We start from the raw sequence: 22582 nt of genomic DNA on the forward strand, positions 1-22582 counted from the left end.
CCCGCTTGGAACTCAGCAGCCAAGTAATTACAACTATGTAATTTAGGAATGTGGGGCTATAGCTCAGCTGGGAGAGCGCCTGCCTTGCACGCAGGAGGTCAGCAGTTCGATCCTGCTTAGCTCCACCACTTTCCTACTCTTCTATTACTTCCTATTTTTCATCGTCTTATTATTCTTTTATCTTCTACAAAATAACTTTTATATTTGCCCATTCCTTGTTTGTTTAGTCTTTGTTGGCTATAAATTATCTCATCTGTAGCAATCATACTTTTGGCTTAAACAATGGATACCCCTAAACGCACCACGTTAAAAAAGCTCGCTGTCATCGGTTTAACCGCGGGTGTAGTTACACATGTACCATATGTGTTTGCCCGAAAAAAAGTAACCCTAAGAGTCTTAGGAACACATGTAACGCTACAAGAAGCCATTCGTAAACAAGCAATGCTTGATTTAGGCATAAATATAGAATTTTCCCCTGCAGGTAGTGCTGCCGTATTACAAAAAGCCTCCATGGACCCTGGCTCATTTGATTTATATGAGCAATGGTCAAACAGTATAAATGTGCTTTGGCGGGCGGGGTCTATTCAGCCCATAGAAAAAAAACGGCTAACCTACTTTAATGAAATAAATTCTCTTACCAAAACAGGGAAACTCACTCCCGATGCAAAATTAGGTGCAGGCGACGCCCCTTATAAATTACTCAACGTACAAGAGGACGGCACACTAAGCGCAAACGAAAGCGATTACATTAGCTTTTTACCTTATGTACATAATGTTGACTCTTTTGGCTATAACACCGCCAAAATAAAACCTGGTATTGCCTACGAAACTGAAAGCTGGGGCTGGTTACTTGATGATGCCCACCGAGGTAAAGTAGGTATTGTAAATGCACCCACAATTGGCTTATTTGACCTTGCCTTGGCAGCACAAAGCAAAGGGTTAATAACATTTAAAGATATTGGTGCGATTACTCGCTCCGAGCTTGACCGTTTATTTAGTATTTTAATTGACTATAAACGCCAAGGGCATTTTGCAGGTTATTGGAACTCGGTGCCAGAGTCTGTTGAATTTATGAAAAGCCAACGCGTGCACATAGAAAGTATGTTTTCCCCCGCTGTGTCCGCGCTCAATAGTCAAAATGTTAACGTGCGATTTGCCGCTCCAAAAGAGGGCTACCGTGGCTGGCATGGGGTAATGTGCTTATCGTCACAGGTTAATAATAACCAAAAAGATGCCGCATACGATTACATGAACTGGTGGCTTTCGGGTTGGGCCGGCGCATTTATTGCTCGCCAAGGGTATTACATTAGTAATCCACAGCGCTCAAAAGCAATGCTTTCACCAAGTGAATGGAATTACTGGTACTTAGGCAAGCCCACTACGGTTGACTTACTAAACACCCAAAAACAAGTCGCAGTAAAAGCCGGCGAGCAGCGAAATGGTGGTAGCTATTTAAAACGCTTAAGCAATGTAGCTGTTTGGAATAGCGTTATGCCGACTTACGATTACAGCTTGCAAAAATGGTATGAGTTAATAAGCAGATAATGATAACCCGTTCAATAAAATCAAAAATAATAATTGCTCTATGCGTATTAATTACTTTATTAATTTTGCAAAGTTACCTATTCAATTATTCGCAAAAATCACTTTTTGAGCTGCAAAATGCGCAGCACAAAGCTTTATTACAAAGCGAGTCCGTTACCCGTTTAGAAAACGATGTGATTTCTTTACAAAGCCAAGCCATTGCTTATCTAGATCATGCTAATAGCAATACCATTGAAAAGTTTAATATGCACTTAAATGCTGCAAAAATGAATTTAGACACGCTAAGTGAAAATTTAAACGAGTATGATGAAAGTTACCAAAATAAGGTAAAGCGCCTAAACGAGTACTTAAATAATTACCAAGATACATTTAAACGTGTAGTCGTTAATAGAACCAAACGAGAGCAGCTGTACATTACACAGTTCAAACAACCTATTGAAGCGCTAAAAGCACAACTTAATGAGCTTAAAAAGAACACGCTAACCAGCAAGCAAAATAAAATAGTGAATACCCTTTTAACTATTAGCAATATAGAACAAGCAACAACCAATTATTTACACAAGCCAAATTATGATGAAGCACAAAATGTGCAAGATAACCTAGCACACTTAAATACCCTACTGGCGAGTATTGAAACCGCTAATGTTAACCTACTTAATAATACTGACGAGCTTGAGCAAGCGTATAGCCAATTAGTTATTTTAACCCGCAGCTATACGTTTTCGATAAATGTAGTTTTAACAGGAATAGAAAACGAGCTGCTTTACCTAGCCGAAAAAATAAGGGATGTAGAGAAGCAAAAGCTCACCCAGACCGAGCAGCAGCTAAGAGACCACGTATTAAAAAGTACCGAAATGGCCAACCTTTTTGCCGCGCTGATCACTGTTATCATAATAGTAATTACCTTTTTTATATTTAACTCTGTCATTAAGCCCATTGCGAAATTAACTAAGCTGTTAAATGATATGAGCAATGAAAAGCAAGTAACACTAAATAGTGATGAGCATCATCAAAATGAAATTAACTCGGTTATTACCGCGGCTAATGCACTGTATTTAAAAAATAAACAAACAAAAGAGCTACTAGCAGAAACCCAAGCGCTTAATTCTAAAATGGAATTAATGAACAAAGAGCTTACACTTGCCATCACGCAAGCAAAAAATGCCAACCAAGCGAAAGGTGACTTTGTAGCTAATATGAGCCATGAGCTTCGCACTCCAATGAACGGTATTTTAGGTATGCTGCAGCTATTACAAAGCAGCGCTCTTCCAGCAAAACAAAAACACTATGCAGATAAAGCGTTTTCAAGTGCTCAAAACTTACTGCAAATACTTAATAACGTACTCGACTTTTCAAAGCTTGAGTCTGACAAAGTAAAGCTTGAATCAATCCCTTTTACTTTGCATACCGTGGTTTCTAATGTAAAAAATTTATTTTCGGTAAATGCGAAACAAAAAGGGTTGCGCCTTAATTTTGTATTGCATGTTGATTCAGGGCTTGAGCTGATGGGCGATCCACTGCACTTGAGTCAAGTTATCAATAACTGTGTAGGTAATGCCATTAAATTTACAGATCGCGGTGAAGTAACTGTAACAATTGAAGCCACAACACAAGATGAGCAGCAAATACAGTTACGCTTTGGTATTAAAGATACAGGTATAGGCATGACGCCAGAGCAAACCGCCTCAATTTTTGACTCGTTCTACCAAGGCGATTCCAGTACAACACGTAAGTATGGCGGCACCGGATTAGGTTTAACTATTTGTAAGCAACTAACCAAGTTACTAGGCGGCGAAATACAAGTACGCAGCACACCCCACGTCGGGAGTGAGTTTTATTTTACACTACCGTTTAAAATGACAAGCAAAGAAACGCTTAAAAAGCATGCCTTACTAATTACTCCCGATACTGAGCAAATAAAATCACTCACTAAGTTATTAAGTAGCGCTGATATTACTGCAGAAATTACCCAAGAGCCGCTACGTGCAATTGCAAAAATGTCTCAACCGAGTAACCCTTTTAATATTGTGATCATGACGTTGTCACACAAAGAACTAAAAGATAATTTTATTTTGCAGCAACTGTACTTACAAAAACAAAAAAATAAACACAAACTACTGCTTATTTTACTCATTAACGATCAAGAGCATCCGCAGGCAGTCCCCGATAGCGATCATATTGATATTATAACAATAGGTAATACTCACACTGATTCTCAGTTAATGCGTTTATTATTGCCCGACTCAACACAGCTTAAAGAAGGAGAGTCTTACCCACAGTTTACCGGTTACACCGCACTTGCAGTAGATGATAACCCTGTAAACCAAGAGATTCTTGAAGCACTATTAACTAAAATGAATATGACTGTTATCTCTGCAAGTAATGGCGAGGAAGCACTCATTAAAGTAGAAGAAAACACGATTGATATTATTTTTATGGATATTCAAATGCCAGTGATGGATGGCCTAGAAGCGACACGTATACTGCGTCAAAGGGGTTATACAACGCCTATTGTTGCTGTAACTGCAGCTGTATTTTCTAATGATAAAAAAGCCGCCATTCGAGCAGGCATGGATGACTATTTAGTCAAGCCGTTATTATTTGGTCTGCTTTGTGACAGCATAGAAAAGCATCTAACAAAAACCCATACGTTAAGTACATTAAACCTCGATGTAGCACGGTCTAATCTTGAAGATAATAATGAACTCATTAATTCAATATTCACTAAGTTTAATACCGATTACAGCCACTTTATGGAGGTAGCTGTAAAGCACTTGAAAAATAATGAGCATAAAACATTAGCTAGAGCGATGCATAACTTAAAAGGCTTAGCCGGCACCTTAGGGTTAGAGCTACTAGAGCAAAGCGCTAAAAAAGCAGAGTTAGAACTGAGCAGTAACGCATGCACCGATCTTAGTGTTTTTAAAGAACAATTGACCTTAGCACTTTATGCAGTAAGACAGCTACTGGTAACAAACTCTTATAATCATCAGCCAGAAGCTATGAGCTCTGGGCAAAATCCAGATACATTAATTGATGAAATCTATTCTTTAGCGTTATCTGCCCGTCCTATTCCTAGTAAATTAGTTAGAGAAATTGCGCTTCAAAAATTCGATCATTCCCATCCATTATTCAAGCTAAAAGAGGCAATAGATAACTTTAACTACGCTTTAGTGATTAAACTTATTGATAAATACAGAAATAACTATAAAAACTAGACAATTATGGCAACTATAAACTAACTTTAAGGGGTAATTAAAGAATAAGGATTTAGTGTGCATTCAACCTTTCTCGCTGGCAACAATCAACCTGCAGTAACTCAACCGCGAAAGCCTTTGATACTCATTGTTGATGATGAACCTAGCAACCTACATGTATTAGTTGAGGGCCTACTTGCAGACTACGATGTACGCATTTCAACAAGTGGTGAACAAGCGCTTGTATTTGTTGAATCCACACGCCCAGATTTAATTTTACTCGATATTATGATGCCAGGCATGGATGGCTATGAAGTATGTAAAAGATTAAAAGCAAAGCAAAATACCAAAGGCATTCCCATCATTTTTGTCACCGCACTTACTGAAGTAGAGTCTGAAGAGAAAGGCTTTGCAATGGGTGCCATTGATTATATCCATAAACCTTACAAGTTAGCTTTGGTTAGAGCGCGCATACGTACGCACATTACTGCACAAGGCATGCTAGACAGACTTATCGAAAAAAACTTTGACTTACACGACAAATTACTCGAAATAGAAGCCCTTGCAAAAGAGTTAAGCCAACGCGAGGAAGAGCTAAAGCAGCTGTCATCTAAGCAAAAGTTATTTTACCAGGCACTTACTAGTACCGCCGATGGTGTTGTAATTACTAATAGCGATGGCAAGATTATCGCTGTTAATCCATCATTTTGTAGAATTACCGGCTATTGCGAAGCTGAATCGTTGGAAATGGATTTAAAAGAGATAAAACAAAATAATCACCCAAGTATTAGCTTTGATGAAGTATGGAAGCACGCTAACGAAGCGGGCTACTGGAGCGGTGAACTTGTAACCCGAAGAAAAAATGGCGAGCTATACCCTGAGCTATTAACACTTAGCATGGTAAAAAGCGAGCAAGACACCAACATTCACTACATTGGCGTTTTTAGTGATATTTCAAGCGTAAAGGTAACGCAAGAGCGCATAGATTACCTAACTTGGCATGATGAGCTTACAAAGCTACCTAATCGTAATGGCTTTTTAAAACAGTTAGAACAACAACTACAAGATTGCAGTAGCGATAAAACATATGCCTATATTTATATTATCGACATTGATAGCTTCCACTCTATTAATGATGGCTTAGGGCTTTTAGCAGGTGATAATATTTTAAAGGAGCTTGCTCAGCGTATTCATGCCAATGTAGATAAAAAAGATATTATCGCACGCTTAGGCAGTGATGAATTTGCCGCCTTATGTAGCGTAGATAAAGGAATTGGGCGTACACGTGCGCAATCAATCGCCGAAAACAAAGCGCAAGAGCTTTTAAACGCAGTTAACCGCCCTTTTGACGTTGATGGGCAAGAGGTTAGCTTAACAATTAGTATAGGCACTTATATTTTCCCTCGAGACGATGTATGGGAAAGTGCTATTGAGACAATCAGAAATTGTGAAGCAGCCTGCTATAAAGCCAAAGAAAAAGGCGGAAACAGAGTTACATTTTTTGATACTACATTTGGCGAGCAAGCTAAACGACGCTTTGAAATTGAACAAGACTTAAGAAAAGCCATTCCGCATAATGAGCTATCCATATTTTTGCAGTCGCAATTTGATAGTAAGCAAACGTTAAAAGGCGCAGAAATACTGCTGCGCTGGGATCACCCTCAAAAAGGCTTCATAAGCCCATGTGAATTTATATCAATAGCTGAAGAATCTGATGTTATTTTTGAATTAGACTGCTGGGTTACGACTAATGCACTTAATTTACTTACCAAGCTTAAATACAGCCACCCAAGTTTGAATATTTCGGTAAATATAAGCGGTCGACATTTTCATGAACCGCGATTTTTAAACTTTATAAGCCAACAAATTAAAAGTGTTGATATTAATCCTCAGCAACTCACCATTGAGATAATAGAAGGGACGCTACTTAATCACATGGAAGCGGCCATTGAAGCCGTACACTACCTTAAAAAGCTGGGCGTACGTGTATCAATAGATGACTTTGGCACGGGCTACTCAAGTTTAACCTACTTAAAACAGTTACCTATTCATGAGCTAAAAATAGATCGCTCATTTGTGCTTGAAGCCCCCACTGATAACAACGATAAATTAATTATTGATATGATTGTCAGCCTTGGCAGGTTGTTTCAATTAGAAGTGGTAGCGGAAGGAGTCGAGAATCAATCGCACTTTGACTTATTACAAGAGTACCCTGAGGTTATCCTACAAGGGTACCATCTGCACCGACCTGAGCCATTAGAAAGCTGGTTAGAAAAACTAAACCATACTTTGCAAAATGCATAAAAAAACGCCGATTAAACAATCGGCGTTTTTTATATGTGAAGTACGTTACTTACGTACTTGGCCTTCACCGTTAACTAAATACTTTTCAGTTGTAAGTGACTCAAGCCCCATAGGACCATAAGCATGTAGCTTAGTTGTAGCTATACCAATTTCAGCACCTAACCCTAATTGCGAGCCATCTGAGAAACGCGATGATGCATTTACCATTACTACCGATGCATCAACACTGCGTTGGAAAAGCTCAGCCGCAGTATCGTTTTTAGTACAAATAACCTCAGTGTGGTTTGAACCAAATTGAGCAATATGCTCCACAGCAGCACTAAAGCTTGGTACTACACGAATAGCAATTTCTAAATCTAAATATTCTTCACCAAATTCATTATCAGCAAGTACTGTAGCATTATCGAAGTATTTTGCGGCTTGCTCATCTGCATTAATTTTCACACCTTCTTGGCGCAATACAACAGCACATAAATTTAAAAATTCATCAGCAACGTCTTGGTGAACCACTAGCCCTTCAAGCGCATTACATACGCCTGTGCGCTGTGTTTTACCATTTAATAGTAAATTAAGTGCAACCTCTAAGTCGGCATCTTTATCTACGTATAAATGACACACCCCTTTAAAGTGCTGAATAACAGGAATAGTACTGTTTTCTGTTACAAAGTTAATTAAGCCTTCGCCACCACGTGGGATGATTAAATCAATACTTTCGCGTTGCTGCATTAGCTCCATAAGCAATGCACGGTCTGGATCAGGAATAACTGAGATCAGCGCTTTAGGTAAGTTATGTTTTTCAAGTACACCGTGCATTACACTCGCAATGGCTTGCGAGCTTTTAAGGGCTTCTTTACCGCCGCGTAAAATAACACCATTACCCGATTTAAAACACAATGCGCCTGCATCCGCAGTTACATTAGGGCGCGCTTCGTAAATCATACATACAACACCTAATGGCACACGCATTTTACGTATTTTAATGCCATTTGGGCGCTCTGTAATGTCGCGCAGCTGACCGACTGGATCATCTAAACTTACAATAACTTCAATACCCTCTGCCATTGCTTCAATGCGCTCATCGTTAAGCGTTAGGCGGTCGATCATCGAAGCGGCTAAGTTATTATCCCGTGCTGCGCTTAAATCACTTTCGTTTTCTTTAATTATAAATGCTTTTTCTGCGCGTAATGCTGCCGCCATTTCGGTTAACACTTGGTTTTTGGTCTCGGTGTCGAGTAAAGCAAGTGTGTTTGCAGCTTTTGCTGCCTGGCGTGAAATATCCGTAATCAAACTCATGACTTCTCCAATAATGCGATATCTTTTTCTGAAATAACAGGACCAATAGAATCCTGCATTTTTTCGCTAAATTCACTTTGCTCGTTATCTGCAATAAAGCTTAACAAACAACTACTATAATTTGCGGTGGCTTTTGCTAAACGTGTGCCATCCTCGCTTCTAACTAAAATGGTATCGCCAATGGCAAACTCACCATGAACTTCCATTATTTCGTCGCCACGTATGCAACCGTTTTCACCTTCAAGAGACTCATCAAACGAGCCATCTACAACTACTTCACCTTGCTCATTGGCTGTATGCGTCATCCAGTGCACAGCTTCTTGCATTGGTTTTTCGTAAGGAAGGAAAACACTACCAGGGTTGTCACCTGCCAATAATCTATTAAAGGTTTCTTCTTTAAAGCCATTAATAATATAAGTAGCAATACCGTGAGACGTTGCTTTTTCAGCAGCTTCAATTTTGGTTTTCATGCCACCGGTTCCTACAGAGCTTGTAGCACATCCTGCCATAGCATAAATAGACTCATCAATTGATTTTATTTCAGGCAGTAAAACTGCATCGTCGTGCAAATTTGGGTTTTTATCATACAGACCATCCACATCAGAAAAAATCATTAATGCATCGGCATCAGCGGCCGCCGCTACCATGGCTGATAAGTTATCGTTGTCACCTACTTTTAAGTCATCCGTTGTTACAGCATCATTTTCGTTAATGATAGGCAGTACACCATGCTCTAACAAAGTAAAAATAGTTTCGCGAATACTTTCATAGCGCTCACGGTCACGTAAATCACCATGGGTTAATAATAATTGCGCTGATGGAAAATCGAAAAAGCGATCCCACATAGCCATCATTTCAGTTTGACCTGCTGCTGCCATCGCCTTTTTCATCACAACTGAACGTGGAATGTCAGATGGGAATAAGTGTGAGCCTGCAGCTACTGAGCCTGAAGATACTAAAATAACTTCAATACCACGAGCACGACAGCGAACAATAAATTGCGCAATGGTTAATAAGTAGCGTGAACGGCACCCATCTTGTTCTGGAGCAATCAATGCACTACCTACTTTTAAAACAATACGACGCCAATTTAACTTTTGCATAAAATCTCAACTTTCCATTTTATCTGCATTCACATAGTGTGAACTAAAACTAGGTAATTGCGTATAAAATACGCAATTTCGAATAGGTTGTTTGTTTATACACTTTTTAAACGCACGCAAATACACGACCTAAAATTGCTTTTAGATTTGTAAAGACATGAAACAGCACCAACCAAATTAAATGGAGGTCTATTAAATATAAAAATAAAAAGTGTTGTTTATGTATCGCTGTAAAAAGCTGTGTGCGGCCTTTTTGTTAACAACATACATAGAGCCTCTAAAGTCAGATACACCAACAGATAGGGTGATGACTTAAGGACCGAGATTTAGCCGCCACGATGGGAGCTAAACATTGAAAGTAATAGTTCAACTCAAACATTTATTTACTTAATTGCTTAAATAAACTTGTTTGAAAAAACCATACCAAGATATTCAATAATACAATAGCTACTAATTAATGGTAATAATAGCGTACAAATCTATTATTACAGGGCAAATATGACGCTAGTATTAATACTTACCGCTATTTTGCAAAATTATATTTAGATGACTAATTGTTTGAACTCTAAATATAATACGCCATTTCAAGGGGTAAGATCAAGGCTAAAAATCACTCTAATGTAGAGCTACGCCTCACTTCTAAGCGGTTAATCATTTAAAATCAAGGAGTTATATTTATTTTTGAGTTTTAATTCAATTTTTATAAATAAATCAATAAGTTTAACCTACAATTTTTGTATTAAGCGCTAAAATTTTATTAGCAAATTAAACATTTCACGTGTATACCCCTGTATTAATATTTAACAAAAGTTATACTTTTCACATTGTGATAAATAAGGAATTCTTAATTTATGTCAGCAATTTATATAGCCGGTATCGCACTTTGTTCGGTGCTTGCCCAATGGGTAGCGTGGGCGTTTAAAGTACCCGCTATTTTGTTCTTATTGCTTACCGGTTTATTGCTAGGGCCGTTTAGTGGTGTATTAGACCCTGATGCTTTACTGGGTGATTTATTATTTCCTGTTGTGTCACTGAGCGTGGCTGTCATTTTATTTGAAGGCTCCCTTACTTTGCACTTTAGAGAATTAAAAGGCATAAGTAAGGTCGTACGCAACCTGTGCTCTATCGGCATGATCACCACCTGTGTGGTAATAAGCTTAAGTGCCTATTGGTTACTTGAGCTTAACTGGCGGGTGGCTGCAGTATTAGGCGCTGTGCTAGTAGTAACAGGGCCTACGGTAATCGCCCCTTTACTTAATTCGATGCGCCCAACACAAGATATTGACCGGATATTACGATGGGAAGGCATTGTAATTGACCCAATCGGTGCTCTTTTTGCTGTGCTTGTATTTGAAGCAGTCATGCTGGTAGGCCAAGGAGAAGTGCTTAGCCACACTATTGTTGCACTTGTTAAAACAGTCGGCGTAGGGCTTTCTATCGGTGTTGTTGCGGGCTGGATCACCACACAGCTTATGCGCCGTGAATGGCTACCGTTTGAACTACATAAATTTGGCATACTTGCCTTGGTGCTTATTAGCTTTTCGGTATCTAATCACTTAAGTCACGAATCGGGATTATTAGCTGTTACCGTATTTGGTATTTGGCTTGCTAACCAAAATGATTTAGAAATCGATTCTGTACTTGAGTTTAAAGAAGACTTATCGATGATTTTAATATCATCACTGTTTATTTTACTTGCTGCACGGCTACAGCTTTCTGACTTGATGATGTTAGACAGCGACGTATTTATATTCCTTGCAGTGGTGTTATTTATAGCGCGTCCATTGTGTATTGCCATATCTACTTTTGGTACTGACTTGCCAATGAAATCGCGCTTGGTGCTATCGTGGATAGCCCCTAGAGGTATTGTTGCAGCTGCTGTTGGCTCGGTATTTGCGCTAAGTATGATGGAAGCTGGCGTAGCTGATGCAGAAAAAATGGTGCCGTTAATATTTACCGTTATTATCATCACTGTGGTATTGCAAAGCTTAACTGCTATTCCTGTTGCTAAACTATTGGGCGTGCGCCAACCTTCTCCAAATACCATACTGATTATTGGTGCAAACCATGTATCTCGCGCTATAGGTAAAGGCTTACAAGAGCAAAGCATTCCTGTTCATCTATCAGACCCCGCATGGGAGAACTGTAAAATGGCTCGTATGGACGGCCTTGCCTGTTATTATGGTAACCCACAATCAGAGCATGCTGAGCGTTATTTGCCGCTCACAACAATAAGAACGGTATTAGCACTTTCACCTAACCGCCACCATAATGCGCTTGGTGTACAATATTTTTCTCACTTGTTGAATGAAAAAAATGTATTTTCACTGCGCTCATCTACCTCGCATGCTAAAGCGAACAAAGACAGTGCAACATTCCTATCTAGACAAATTTTGTTTGGTGAAGATGGCTCTTACGCTCGCCTAAGCAGTATTATTGCTAAAGGCGGTAAAGTAAGTGCGACGCGTATTTCAGAAGAATTTGATTGGGAAAAATACCAAGAGATGAACCCTGAAGCGATCCCGTTGTTTATTTTAAAAGGTGATAAAGACAACGACGACGATACGCCAGTAAAGCTTCGCCCATTTACCAGTAATATGGAAAAGCCACCGCAGGAGGGCGAGCGTATATTTGCACTTCAACCGCCAAAAATGTCGGTATTAAAAGACCCCGCAAAATCAAAAACTAAAGAAGAGAGCTAACCTCTTTTCGTTATTGCAAAAAAGCCCTAATTAAATATTAGGGCTTTTTTATTTTATAAAAATAGCGTGCATTATCGGCACTTACATGGGTAATCGGGCGCGGGCAACAACACTATCGGGCATTTTTTGAGCGAGTAAGCTAAGCGCACGCTCAATTTTTTTATGGGTTGCTTTATCTGCCACCATGGCATTGAATAACCAGCGATACGCATCTTCAAAGTCACGTGGGCTTCCGTAGCCTGCATTAAAAAGCTTAACCAGCCTTAGCTGTGCTTTTAAGTTCCCTTGCGCTGAGGCCTCTCGTAAGTAGGTAATGGCCATAGCTTTATCTTGCTGCACTAAGCGACCCGTGTCGTAATAACGTCCAAGCTGCTCTAACGCAGCCGCTAAGCCTTGTTCAGCCGCTTTACGCATGTAGTACACACCTAATTCCACATTGCGCTCAACACACACGTTATATGCCAGCATATCGCCATATAAAAATTGGTAAGATGGCAGCGCCATTTTATTGGCCCTTGCCTCTATATCTTGTACTAATTGGCAATCGTCTGCCTTTACACGCTGTAAATGTGTATTTTTATTTATTAGTGCAATCAGCTCCGGTTCGGTATAAAGCGGCACCGCAGCGGGCGTTTCTTCAGCTAACACATTGCTACTTATAGATAAAAGTAACGGAGTGAGCAAAGACGCTAGAAAAGTGTTACAGATAGATAGGCGCATGTTTACCACGTATAAAATAAAACTTATCAAATAATATACAAAGATCGTTCCAAGGTGAATTTTAGGCATAAAAAAAGCTGCAAAAAGCAGCTTTTTTTTAAACTAATGGTGATTAAGCAAACGGGTTGCGAAGTACCATTGTTTCTACACGATCTGGGCCGGTAGAAATAATATCAACAGGTACACCTGTGATTTCTTCGATACGCTTGATGTAGTCAATCGCAGCTTTTGGTAAGCCTTCAAGGCTAGTTACACCAACTGTGTTTTCAGACCAACCTGGCATCTCTTCATATACTGGTGTTACTTTCTCGTAACCCTCAGCAGCTAATGGCGTTACATTAGTCACTGTGCCATCTTCAAGCTGGTAACCAGTACAGATTTTAAGCGTTTCTAAACCATCTAAAACATCTAACTTAGTTAAACAAAAACCAGAGATGCTGTTGATTTGAACTGCGCGGCGCATTGCTACAGCATCTAACCAACCAGTACGGCGTAAACGACCTGTTGTCGCGCCAAACTCATGACCTTTATCACCTAAGTGCTTACCCACTGGGTCTTGTTTTTCAAGGCCATCGTAAAGCTCTGTAGGGAAAGGACCAGAACCAACACGTGTAGTGTACGCTTTAATAATACCTAACACGTAATCAAGGTTTAATGGACCAAAACCAGCACCAGTCGCAACGCCACCAGCAGTGGTGTTTGAAGAGGTTACATAAGGGTAAGTACCGTGATCGATATCAAGTAATGTACCTTGTGCACCTTCAAATAAAATGTGTTCGCCCGCTAAACGTGTTTGATCTAAAAGCTCAGTTACATCAACAACCATTGCTTTTAAGATGTCTGCAACAGCCATTGCATCATCAAACGTTTTTTGGAAATCAACAGCATCTACTTTGTAGTAGTTAACTAAAGTGAAGTTATGGTATTCAAGTACTTCTTTTAGTTTAGCTGCGAATAATTCTGGATTGAATAAGTCACCTACGCGTAAACCGCGACGGGCTACTTTATCTTCGTACGCAGGACCGATACCACGGCCAGTTGTACCAATTGGCTTGTCGCCGCGAGCAGTTTCGCGAGCTACATCTAATGCAACATGGAAAGGCAGAATTAACGGACATGCTTCACTAATTAAAAGACGCTCACGTACAGGTACGCCACGCTCTTCTAACATGCCAATTTCTTTCATTAGCGCTTCTGGTGATAAAACCACACCATTACCAATCACACATTTAACATTGTCACGTAATACACCCGATGGAATAAGGTGTAGAACTGTCTTTTCACCGTCAATAACTAAAGTATGGCCCGCATTGTGGCCACCTTGGTATCGAACTACTAAAGATGCTTTGTCTGTAAGGAGATCAACAACCTTACCCTTACCTTCGTCACCCCATTGGGTGCCTAATACAACAACGTTTTTACCCATTGTAAATTCACTTCGAGAAAATTAGGACGAGATTTTACCAGAAAACTGAAGTAAAGATCACCCCTGTTCAGCTTATTTTTTCTGCGCGTATTTTTTAGGCCATCACACTTTTTAAATAACCACATATATAACAGTAATTTAAAGTTTTAAATTATACTTAACAAAAAGCCCCGCATAGGCGGGGCTTTATAAATTTTTAAATGATTAAGGCATCGCTTATTGCGCTGCAGCGCCTTTCATATATTTAAAGAAGTCACTATCTGGTGAAAGTACCATAACATCTTGTTTATCTTTAAAGGTCTTTTTATACGCCTCTAAAGAACGAACAAAACCAAAGAACTCTGGATCTTTGTTGTATGCTTTAGCATAAATAGCGGCAGCTTCTGCATCACCTTGACCACGTACTGAGCGCGCATTACGCTCTGCATCAGCAAGCATTACCGTTACACGGCGGTCAACATTTGCACGAATAGTTTCCGCTTTTTCTTGACCTTCCGAGCGGTGCTCTTTTGCAACAGCTGTACGCTCAGCGCGCATACGTTGGTAAATAGAGCTACTCACTTCTTGTGGTAAGTTAATTTGCTTAACACGCACATCAAGTACTTCAATACCTAACTCGCGCGCACTTTCAGAAGCTTGTACTAACGCCTCTTCCATTAGCTCACTACGCTCACCCGATACAATCTCGCGAATAGTACGCGTACCAAAGTTAGTACGCAGACCATTATTAACTTTTTGCTTTAGTAGTGTTTCAGCGTATTGCTTATCACCACGAGCACGAAGGTAAAATGCGCTAAAGTCGTTTACGCGCCATTTAACAAACGAATCAACAATTAAGTCTTTTTTCTCGCTTGTTACAAAGCGGTCTGGCGTGCCATCTAGCGTTTGAATACGTGCATCAATACGACGTACTTGGCTAAAAAATGGTACTTTTAAGTGAAGGCCTGGGCTGTATACAACGGCTTTGTCTTCACTGTCTTTTTCAACTTTGCTAAATAGCAACACAATCGCTTTTTGCCCTTCAGGTACTACAAATACCGCAGAGAAAGACATAACAATGGCAGCTAATAGTATGACTAAACTAAAGTTTTTCATTACGCTTATCTCCCGTTATTGTTAAAGCGATCACTGTTAAAACGGTCATTACCGCTATTCACAGTGCTATTTCGTGATGTATTTACTTTATTGCGTAAATCTTGAATATCACTTGAGCTTGGTAAAGCTACACGTGTTGCAGTGCCTTGCTTTTCCATAATTTTATCAAGTGGTAAGTACATCATGTTGTTACCGCCTTTAACATCAACAATGACTTTAGAACTGCTGCTAAGCACCTCTTCCATAGCATCAATGTATAAACGTTCGCGCGTTACTTCTTTAGCTGCTTGATACTCAGGTAATAGCTTTTCAAAACGAGCCACTTCACCTTGTGCTTCAAGTGTAATGCGTTCTTGATAACCTTCTGCTTCTTGCGTCATACGTGTTACTTGACCACGCGCGCGCGGTTCAATTTCACGTGCATACGCTTCTGCTTCACGGATGAAACGCTCTTCATCTTCTTGTGCGGCAATAGCGTCATCAAATGCATCTTTTACTTCAGTTGGTGGACGCGAATCTTTAAAGTTCACATCGGTCACAATTAAACCTAAGTTATACGGTTCGATGATTTTATTAAGCTCATCCCACGTATTTTGACGAACAACTTCACGGCCATTAGTCAGTACTTGGTCCATTTTTGCATGGCCAACAACGTAACGTAACGCGCTATCAAGTGCTTCTTCTAAGCTGTTATCAGCATTAGTTACGCTAAACTTGTAAAGGTACGGGTCAATAACACGGTATTGCACTTCAAACTCAACGCTTACTACGTTTTCATCTTCCGTTAGCATAAACCCAGATGCAGATAATGAGCGTACAGCTTCAATATCTACGGGAATAACCGTTTCAATAAAGGTCATTTTCCAGCGTAAGCCTGGCTCTGCAATACGGTCATACTTACCAAATTGCAGTACCACACCACGTTCGGCTTCTTTAACCGTATAAATACCACTTAACGCCCACACAATTGCGGCGATAATGAGGATAAATGAAATACCGGCTCCGCCAAGTCCACCGCCACTATTATTGCCGGATTTTTTACCGCCAAATATGCCGCCTAACTTGTTGCTAAACTTACGGAACACCTCGTCTAAATCAGGTGGGCCTTGATCACGTCCGCCTTTATTGTTCCACGGATCTTTGTCATTGCCATTATTACCCGGTTCATTCCAGGCCATAGCTATACTCCATTGTTATCTAAATAAATTAGGAAATTGTGTTAAATCTATCAAATCTACCGCGTTTCTCATACAAAAACCGACATTTATATGCCAATTTTTAATCGCGATTGATAAAACCCTCAATTTCAGGACCAAACTCTTTAATTAATCGGTTCCATTCAACCATAGGTAAACGTACATCCAACAACCAGTTACCATGTTCATCAAAGCGCTCTTCATGGACTGCACTTAAGCTAAATAAAGACGCTCTTAACCGGCCATATTGAGGGGCAAGTAATAACGTACCACTAAGCATTTTCTTAGCAAGCAGGTCACTTATTGCTTCGCTAAGTAGCTCACACCCTTCGCCGGTTTGTGCAGATAACCATACTCTTATAGGCTGCCCTTGGTCATCCCGATCAATTCGTGGGCTTACATCGTCAAGCGCATCAATTTTGTTATAAACTAATAATTGCGGTACTTCATCAGCTTCAATCTCTTTTAAAACCGACTGTACTTCCTCTATGTTTTCGCGTCTGCGCGGGTCTGCCACATCAATTACATGTAATTGTAGGTCGGCTTCACGCGTTTCTGTTAATGTTGCTTTAAAGGCTGCCACTAAGTCATGTGGTAAGTGGCGAATAAATCCCACTGTATCGGCCAAAATAACCGAACCAACATCACCTATATCAAGTTTACGTAGTGTTGGGTCAAGCGTGGCAAAAAGCTGATCCGCTGCGTATACATCTGAGTCTGTTATACGGTTAAACAGGGTTGATTTACCCGCATTGGTATACCCTACAAGCGACACGGTAGGAATTTCGTTACGCGTACGCGCACGTCTACCCTGCTCACGTTGTACAGCCACTTTGGCTAATCGGGCACGAATATTTTTAATGCGCGCGCGTAATAAACGTCTATCGGTTTCAAGCTGTGTTTCGCCTGGGCCTCGTAAACCTATTCCCCCTTTTTGTCGCTCAAGGTGAGTCCACCCTCGGATTAACCGAGTAGACATATGCCTAAGCTGAGCAAGCTCTACTTGTAGCTTACCTTCGTGGGTACGGGCTCTTTGGGCAAAAATATCAAGAATAAGTGTTGTTCTATCAAGTACACGACATTGGCAAACGCGCTCTAAATTGCGTTCTTGAGACGGACTTAATTGATGATTAAAGATGACAACATCTGCATTGTGGATTTTGACAATCTCAGCTATTTCTTCTGCTTTACCGGTACCGACGAATAGTTTCGGATGTGGTGCTTGGCGGCTGCCTTGCACAACCGCCAAACTACTAACACCAGCAGAAGATACCAACAACTCTAATTCATGAAGATCTTCACGATCGCCATCTTTAGGTAAGTCGATATGAACTAAGACTGCCTGTTCGCCGGATTCATAGCGGTCAAACAAGCATTACGCTCCTAATTAAATATTTCCTGGTTCTTGCTCTTCAGTGTCATCGCTCCCTTGAACACCTTGGAAGTTGACTGCACGAGCAGGTACAACTGTTGAAATTGCGTGTTTATACACCATTTGGTTTACAGTGTTTTCAAGTAAAATAACAAATTGGTCAAATGACTGAATTTTACCTTGTAATTTTATGCCATTTACCAAAAAGATTGATACTGGAATGCGCTCACGACGTAGTGCATTCAAAAATGGGTCTTGTAACGATTGGCCTTTTGCCATGTTATTGTTCCTTCGTTCTAGGTGTTATTATAATTTAAGTAGCTGAACTTATTTAATTAAATAAATAATTCGCAACTACTACTAGCTTAGCGAACTTACTACGCGATGCAAGTTTTCTTCATCGTCTGTTGTTAACCAAGTAACATCAGGCCAACTCCGTAACCACGTTAGCTGACGTTTTGCCAGTTGACGCGTTGCAGCAATGCCGCGAAAAACCATCTCATCATGGTCTACTTCACCCGCAAGATAATCCCACATTTGTCTATAACCTACACAACGAATAGAAGGCATATTGGGGTGTAAATCCTTACGTAGATATAGGGTCGAAACTTCTTTTTCAAACCCCTGTTCTATCATTATTTTAAACCTTTTTTCAATTCGCTGATGTAATTCACTGCGATCATCAGGCGCAATCGCAAATTGATGAAAAGTATAAGGTAACGTTGGCTGCTTTTGCTTTTGCAATTCAGTCATTGTTTTACCACTAATGCGGTAAACTTCCAAAGCTCGATTTATTCTTTGTGAATCATTTTCACTTATTTTGTCGGCCGCTTGCGGATCTACTTTAGCCAGCTCTTGATGTAAATGTGGCCAGCCAAATTGTTTTGCTTGCGCTTCAAGCTCTGCTCTAACGACTGGGCAGGCTTCAGGCAGTGGCGATAATCCATCAATTAAAGATTTAAAGTACATCATGGTGCCGCCCACTAATATTGGTACTTTACCTTGTTGATGGAATTCATCAATTTTTTTTATCGCATCACGTCTAAAATCGGCGACTGAATAGGTTTCGCTCGGATCGAGTAAATCAATTAAATGATGCGGAGCACGAGCAAGCTCTTCTGCATCGGGCTTTGCCGTACCTATGTCCATACCTTTATACACTAACGCTGAATCAACGCTGATTATTTCTGTATTTAAGTGCTCACACAGTGAAATTGCCAACGCCGTTTTACCAGCTGCGGTTGGGCCCATCAAAAATATGACCGGTAAATTGCTCAACACGGGTACCTTAATTTAATTGCGTTAAATAGTGTTCTAGGTCTATTTTAACTGCTTTTTCTTTTAAACGTTCAATTGTTTGCGGATTATTTTGTAAGCTAATTTGTAATTCAATAAATGCATTACTTTCATAAAAGCGTTCTGGTACACAACTAAGCTGCCATGTAAGCCACGCTTGTAACTCGTTGAGCTGTGTTTTACATGCGCCAAGCAAGCTTTCAACTGCAGCTGATACTTCAAGTAAATATAAACACGTGGGTAGCTTTTTAACCATCACAAACTGTTTTTCAATAACTAGCTCAAAGCCTAATAAAGTAAACCACGATTGCTGCTGAGCTATTAGTTCGCAGTCAGCTTTTTCAAGGTTAACCCTCACTGGTAGTAACAGGGCTTTACCCTCTAAATTACCCAGCTCTTTTATTTGTGCATGCCAGTAATCAACAAGTGCATGCTTATAGTGTGAACAAAATAACTGCTGCTGCTGAGTAAATACACACACGCCTTTATTTACATTTAATACCTGCACACTTTTTAATGCGTGTGCAGCGCTCTCATCAATAACGGGTTGCGCTAATACACTATGCTCAAAATGAGCGGCTTGTTGCTCACTCACCCCTTGATAAAATGCATTTACATCGTGATGATTTGCAACATGTTTTTGAGACGGTGAAGCATACCCCGCAGCGCCATTCCCTGACCCTGCGCGATTAGAGGGGGCACGACTAGTAAAACTACCGTTTTGTGAATCTATTGGTTGCAACTGTGACTTAGGGTAATCATACCCCTGCTGAACTGGCTGGTTATTAGCCGCATGACTTGGCTGCTCAATAAACGCTGAGGATTGGTAATCGTCTGTGGGCGCTTGATTAGTTGCAAATTCGCCTTGTAGAGGCACAACTACTTGCTTAATCGCCTGTAATATAAAGTCGTGCACTAACCGACCTTGATGAAAACGCACCTCGTGCTTTGCAGGATGAACATTTACATCCACTTGCCTTGGGTCAATATCAATATAAATAACAAAACCTGGGAGTTCTTGCGCTCCACTTACCTCTTCAAACGCCTGACGAATAGCATGTAAAATTAGCTTATCGCGCATCATGCGATTATTTACATATGTATATTGCGTGGTATTAGCTGATCCCACTGGCAATACCCAACCATGTAGCTGTAAACCACTTTCACCAGATTGAATATGCAATCCTTGCTCAGCAAAGGCTTTACCTGCAACTTGCGCAACCCGAGTAATCGCTTGATTTGGGTCGGTTTTAGCACGGTACTGCCTAACTACCTTTTGGTTATGCGTCAGTGTAATCGACACATCAAAACGACTCAGTGCAATACGCTTTATAAGCTCATCAATGTGGCTAAATTCGGTTTTTTCGGTGCGTAAAAACTTGCGCCTTGCTGGGGTGTTAAAAAATAAATCTTTAACTTCTATCGTTGTGCCATCTGGGTGGGCTACCGGCTTTACTTGCACGTCCATATCGCGCCCCTGTGCAAACGCTTGCCACGCGGCATCTTGTGCTTTGGGCTTTGAGCTAAGCGTTAAACGCGATACCGAACTAATAGATGCAAGCGCTTCCCCTCTAAAGCCTAAAGAACAAATGTTTTCTAAATCATCGAGTGATTTAAGTTTACTTGTTGCATGGCGTGAAAGCGCTAAAGTGAGCTCATTTTTGCCAATACCTGAGCCATTATCACGAATACGAATAAGCTTGTGACCGCCACGCTCTATGTCTATTTGCACACGCGTTGCGCCCGCATCTAAGCTATTTTCTACTAATTCTTTAACCACTGAAGCCGGGCGTTCAACCACTTCACCTGCCGCTATTTGGTTAGCTAATCGTGCAGGTAATATTTGAATACTCATGAGGCCCCTAATACGTGTACAGGTTTAATAAACATCAACTCTGCGGTATGTCCAGCTCTTGACCTATAAACAAGGTGTTTGAGCGTAGTTGATTAACTTGCTTTAATTTGGCTACCGAAACGCCATACCGACTCGCTAATAGACTTAGCGATTCACCTGGGCGAACTTTATGCTTAGTTGGGTACTGCGATTTAAGCTTTGCAAATAACGAATCATCAGGTGGGTTTTTTAAGTAATAATTTTTTATAGACGTAAACATCGCTTTAGCTAAGCGTTCCTGATGATTAGCGCTTTTTAACATGCGCTCTTCACGGGGGTTTGAAATAAAACCTGTCTCAACCAAAATGGAAGGGATATCTGGCGACTTTAATACGGCAAGACTTGCATGTTGTGGATCTTTTTTATGTAATTTAGCGACCTTTTTTAGCTCTTTTACTACTTCTTCGGCCACACTAAGCCCCGTTTTCATTGAGTGGTCCATCGACATATCAAGTAGCGCTTGCGCGAGGTATTTTTCGTTAGCAGCATCTTTAATTACATCAGCTGCACCACCTAAAAGCTCTGAGTGTTTTTCTTTATCTTCTATCCATTTACCAATCTCAGAATTAGCGCGACCAAGCGATAACACCCACACCGAAGCACCATTTGGCCCAGGGCTGGTAAATGCATCAGCATGAATTGACACTAAAAAGTCGGCTTTTTTCTGGCGTGCTCGGTTGGTACGGGTATTAAGCTTAACAAAGTAGTCGCCACTTCTTACCATGCGCGAAATCATGCCACGTTCGCCGTCAATCATACGCTCTAAACGTTTAGCTATTTGCAGGGTAATGGTTTTTTCATACGTACCAGAGGGGCCAATAGAACCAGGGTCTTCTCCGCCATGGCCCGCATCAATTGCAATAACAATGTCTCGCTCTTGGCTTAACTGGCGCTTTTTAGCTGCTTTTTGGGCAGGTGTAGTGCTTACTGCGGGTTCACTTTTATTATATAAATCCACAACCAGCCTGTTTTTGTACGGGCCAGTAGGTGCCAGCGCAAAAATAACCGGCTTAATAGGCGCTGTTAGCTCAAATACAAAACGTACACTTTGTTTATTTTTAGGCTTTGAATAGCGCAGCTTGCTTACAATTTTGTGCTTAGAAGGAATACTCGGTAATACTTTTAACCCTTTGGTGTTTTCAAGGTCGACCACTAAGCGACTCGGGTTTTTAAGCATAAAATAGCTGAAATCGGGCTTATCATCTAAATCAAATACCACCCGCGTGCTATCTGGCGAGGGCCATACTCGTACACTATTTATGGTATTTTTTGCCCACAACGGTAAGCTCACAGCGAAAACTATGAAACAAATAAAAAGTTTAACTACACCTCGATTCATTATAACTACCATTGCCTTAACTATTTATTATTATGAGAGCGGGCGCCTTGACCCGCTATTAGCTTATTAACCTAAACGTTGGATAGTAAATCTACCTTAA

The 22582-nt window shown here is 40.5% G+C and carries 15 protein-coding genes and 1 tRNA gene; 5 read left to right on the plus strand and 11 right to left on the minus strand.

The window, feature by feature from the left end; translation table 11 throughout:
* Positions 1-52: 52 nt before the first annotated feature.
* The 4 genes from PSH50_RS13375 to PSH50_RS13390 all read left to right on the plus strand — a co-directional run bounded on the left by PSH50_RS13375 (position 53) and on the right by PSH50_RS13390 (position 7046).
* Positions 53-128, plus strand: a tRNA-Ala gene (locus tag PSH50_RS13375).
* Positions 129-282: 154 nt separating this feature from the next.
* Complete coding sequence (locus tag PSH50_RS13380; protein ID WP_264390641.1) at positions 283-1545, plus strand: PotD/PotF family extracellular solute-binding protein; 1263 nt, start codon at positions 283-285, stop codon at positions 1543-1545.
* Positions 1545-4763 carry an ATP-binding protein gene (locus tag PSH50_RS13385; RefSeq protein WP_273587547.1) on the plus strand — a complete coding sequence of 1073 codons (3219 nt, stop codon included), beginning with the start codon at positions 1545-1547 and terminating at the stop codon, positions 4761-4763. The genes PSH50_RS13380 and PSH50_RS13385 overlap by 1 nt, the downstream gene beginning before the upstream one ends.
* A gap of 57 nt (positions 4764-4820) precedes the next feature.
* Positions 4821-7046, plus strand: coding sequence for an EAL domain-containing protein (locus PSH50_RS13390; protein ID WP_273587548.1), 2226 nt, complete (start codon positions 4821-4823; stop codon positions 7044-7046).
* 45 nt (positions 7047-7091) lie between these two features.
* Here PSH50_RS13390 and PSH50_RS13395 read toward each other — a convergent pair whose 3' ends face one another.
* Together PSH50_RS13395 and proB are read right to left on the minus strand one after the other, a co-directional pair.
* On the minus strand, positions 7092-8339 hold the full coding sequence (locus tag PSH50_RS13395) for a glutamate-5-semialdehyde dehydrogenase (protein ID WP_064386646.1): 1248 nt from the start codon (positions 8337-8339) through the stop codon (positions 7092-7094).
* Positions 8336-9442 carry a glutamate 5-kinase gene (gene proB, locus PSH50_RS13400; protein ID WP_054983240.1) on the minus strand — a complete coding sequence of 369 codons (1107 nt, stop codon included), beginning with the start codon at positions 9440-9442 and terminating at the stop codon, positions 8336-8338. Before proB ends, PSH50_RS13395 begins: the two co-directional genes overlap by 4 nt.
* Positions 9443-10293: 851 nt before the next feature.
* Here proB and PSH50_RS13405 point away from each other — a divergent pair.
* A complete protein-coding gene (locus PSH50_RS13405) occupies positions 10294-12144 on the plus strand; it encodes a sodium:proton antiporter (protein WP_096740241.1) in 1851 nt (616 codons plus the stop codon).
* A gap of 81 nt (positions 12145-12225) precedes the next feature.
* Here the strand turns inward: PSH50_RS13405 and PSH50_RS13410 are convergent, their stop codons facing one another.
* The 9 genes from PSH50_RS13410 to PSH50_RS13450 all read right to left on the minus strand — a co-directional run bounded on the left by PSH50_RS13410 (position 12226) and on the right by PSH50_RS13450 (position 22482).
* Positions 12226-12864, minus strand: coding sequence for a tetratricopeptide repeat protein (locus tag PSH50_RS13410; RefSeq protein ID WP_121638237.1), 639 nt, complete (start codon positions 12862-12864; stop codon positions 12226-12228).
* A 112-nt stretch (positions 12865-12976) separates the two neighbouring features.
* Complete coding sequence (locus tag PSH50_RS13415) at positions 12977-14290, minus strand: adenylosuccinate synthase (RefSeq protein WP_004587661.1); 1314 nt, start codon at positions 14288-14290, stop codon at positions 12977-12979.
* 216 nt (positions 14291-14506) lie between these two features.
* On the minus strand, positions 14507-15385 hold the full coding sequence (gene hflC / locus PSH50_RS13420) for a protease modulator HflC (protein ID WP_004587662.1): 879 nt from the start codon (positions 15383-15385) through the stop codon (positions 14507-14509).
* Between the two features lie 5 nt (positions 15386-15390).
* On the minus strand, positions 15391-16563 hold the full coding sequence (hflK, locus tag PSH50_RS13425; RefSeq protein ID WP_004587663.1) for an FtsH protease activity modulator HflK: 1173 nt from the start codon (positions 16561-16563) through the stop codon (positions 15391-15393).
* 100 nt (positions 16564-16663) lie between these two features.
* Complete coding sequence (hflX, locus tag PSH50_RS13430; protein WP_024031472.1) at positions 16664-17953, minus strand: ribosome rescue GTPase HflX; 1290 nt, start codon at positions 17951-17953, stop codon at positions 16664-16666.
* A gap of 15 nt (positions 17954-17968) precedes the next feature.
* On the minus strand, positions 17969-18232 hold the full coding sequence (gene hfq, locus PSH50_RS13435; protein WP_004587665.1) for an RNA chaperone Hfq: 264 nt from the start codon (positions 18230-18232) through the stop codon (positions 17969-17971).
* 81 nt (positions 18233-18313) lie between these two features.
* Positions 18314-19231 carry a tRNA (adenosine(37)-N6)-dimethylallyltransferase MiaA gene (gene miaA, locus PSH50_RS13440; RefSeq protein ID WP_029772607.1) on the minus strand — a complete coding sequence of 306 codons (918 nt, stop codon included), beginning with the start codon at positions 19229-19231 and terminating at the stop codon, positions 18314-18316.
* Between the two features lie 10 nt (positions 19232-19241).
* Positions 19242-21104, minus strand: coding sequence for a DNA mismatch repair endonuclease MutL (gene mutL, locus PSH50_RS13445; RefSeq protein WP_273609729.1), 1863 nt, complete (start codon positions 21102-21104; stop codon positions 19242-19244).
* 34 nt (positions 21105-21138) lie between these two features.
* Positions 21139-22482, minus strand: coding sequence for an N-acetylmuramoyl-L-alanine amidase (locus PSH50_RS13450; protein ID WP_031289362.1), 1344 nt, complete (start codon positions 22480-22482; stop codon positions 21139-21141).
* Positions 22483-22582 lie beyond the last annotated feature (100 nt).

The organism is Pseudoalteromonas sp. Angola-7 (assembly GCF_028599255.1).
In the GTDB taxonomy this organism is placed as follows: domain Bacteria; phylum Pseudomonadota; class Gammaproteobacteria; order Enterobacterales; family Alteromonadaceae; genus Pseudoalteromonas; species Pseudoalteromonas atlantica.

Excerpts from the sequence above, each read along its gene's own strand:
- PSH50_RS13380 (WP_264390641.1), top strand. The coding sequence starts at position 283 with ATGGATACCCCTAAACGCACCACGTTAAAAAAGCTCGCTGTCATCGGT.
- PSH50_RS13385 (WP_273587547.1), top strand. The coding sequence starts at position 1,545 with ATGATAACCCGTTCAATAAAATCAAAAATAATAATTGCTCTATGCGTA.
- PSH50_RS13395 (WP_064386646.1), bottom strand. The coding sequence starts at position 8,339 with ATGAGTTTGATTACGGATATTTCACGCCAGGCAGCAAAAGCTGCAAAC.
- proB (WP_054983240.1), bottom strand. The coding sequence starts at position 9,442 with ATGCAAAAGTTAAATTGGCGTCGTATTGTTTTAAAAGTAGGTAGTGCA.
- PSH50_RS13405 (WP_096740241.1), top strand. The coding sequence starts at position 10,294 with ATGTCAGCAATTTATATAGCCGGTATCGCACTTTGTTCGGTGCTTGCC.
- PSH50_RS13410 (WP_121638237.1), bottom strand. The coding sequence starts at position 12,864 with ATGCGCCTATCTATCTGTAACACTTTTCTAGCGTCTTTGCTCACTCCG.
- PSH50_RS13415 (WP_004587661.1), bottom strand. The coding sequence starts at position 14,290 with ATGGGTAAAAACGTTGTTGTATTAGGCACCCAATGGGGTGACGAAGGT.
- hflC (WP_004587662.1), bottom strand. The coding sequence starts at position 15,385 with ATGAAAAACTTTAGTTTAGTCATACTATTAGCTGCCATTGTTATGTCT.
- hflK (WP_004587663.1), bottom strand. The coding sequence starts at position 16,563 with ATGGCCTGGAATGAACCGGGTAATAATGGCAATGACAAAGATCCGTGG.
- hfq (WP_004587665.1), bottom strand. The coding sequence starts at position 18,232 with ATGGCAAAAGGCCAATCGTTACAAGACCCATTTTTGAATGCACTACGT.
- mutL (WP_273609729.1), bottom strand. The coding sequence starts at position 21,104 with ATGAGTATTCAAATATTACCTGCACGATTAGCTAACCAAATAGCGGCA.
- PSH50_RS13450 (WP_031289362.1), bottom strand. The coding sequence starts at position 22,482 with ATGAATCGAGGTGTAGTTAAACTTTTTATTTGTTTCATAGTTTTCGCT.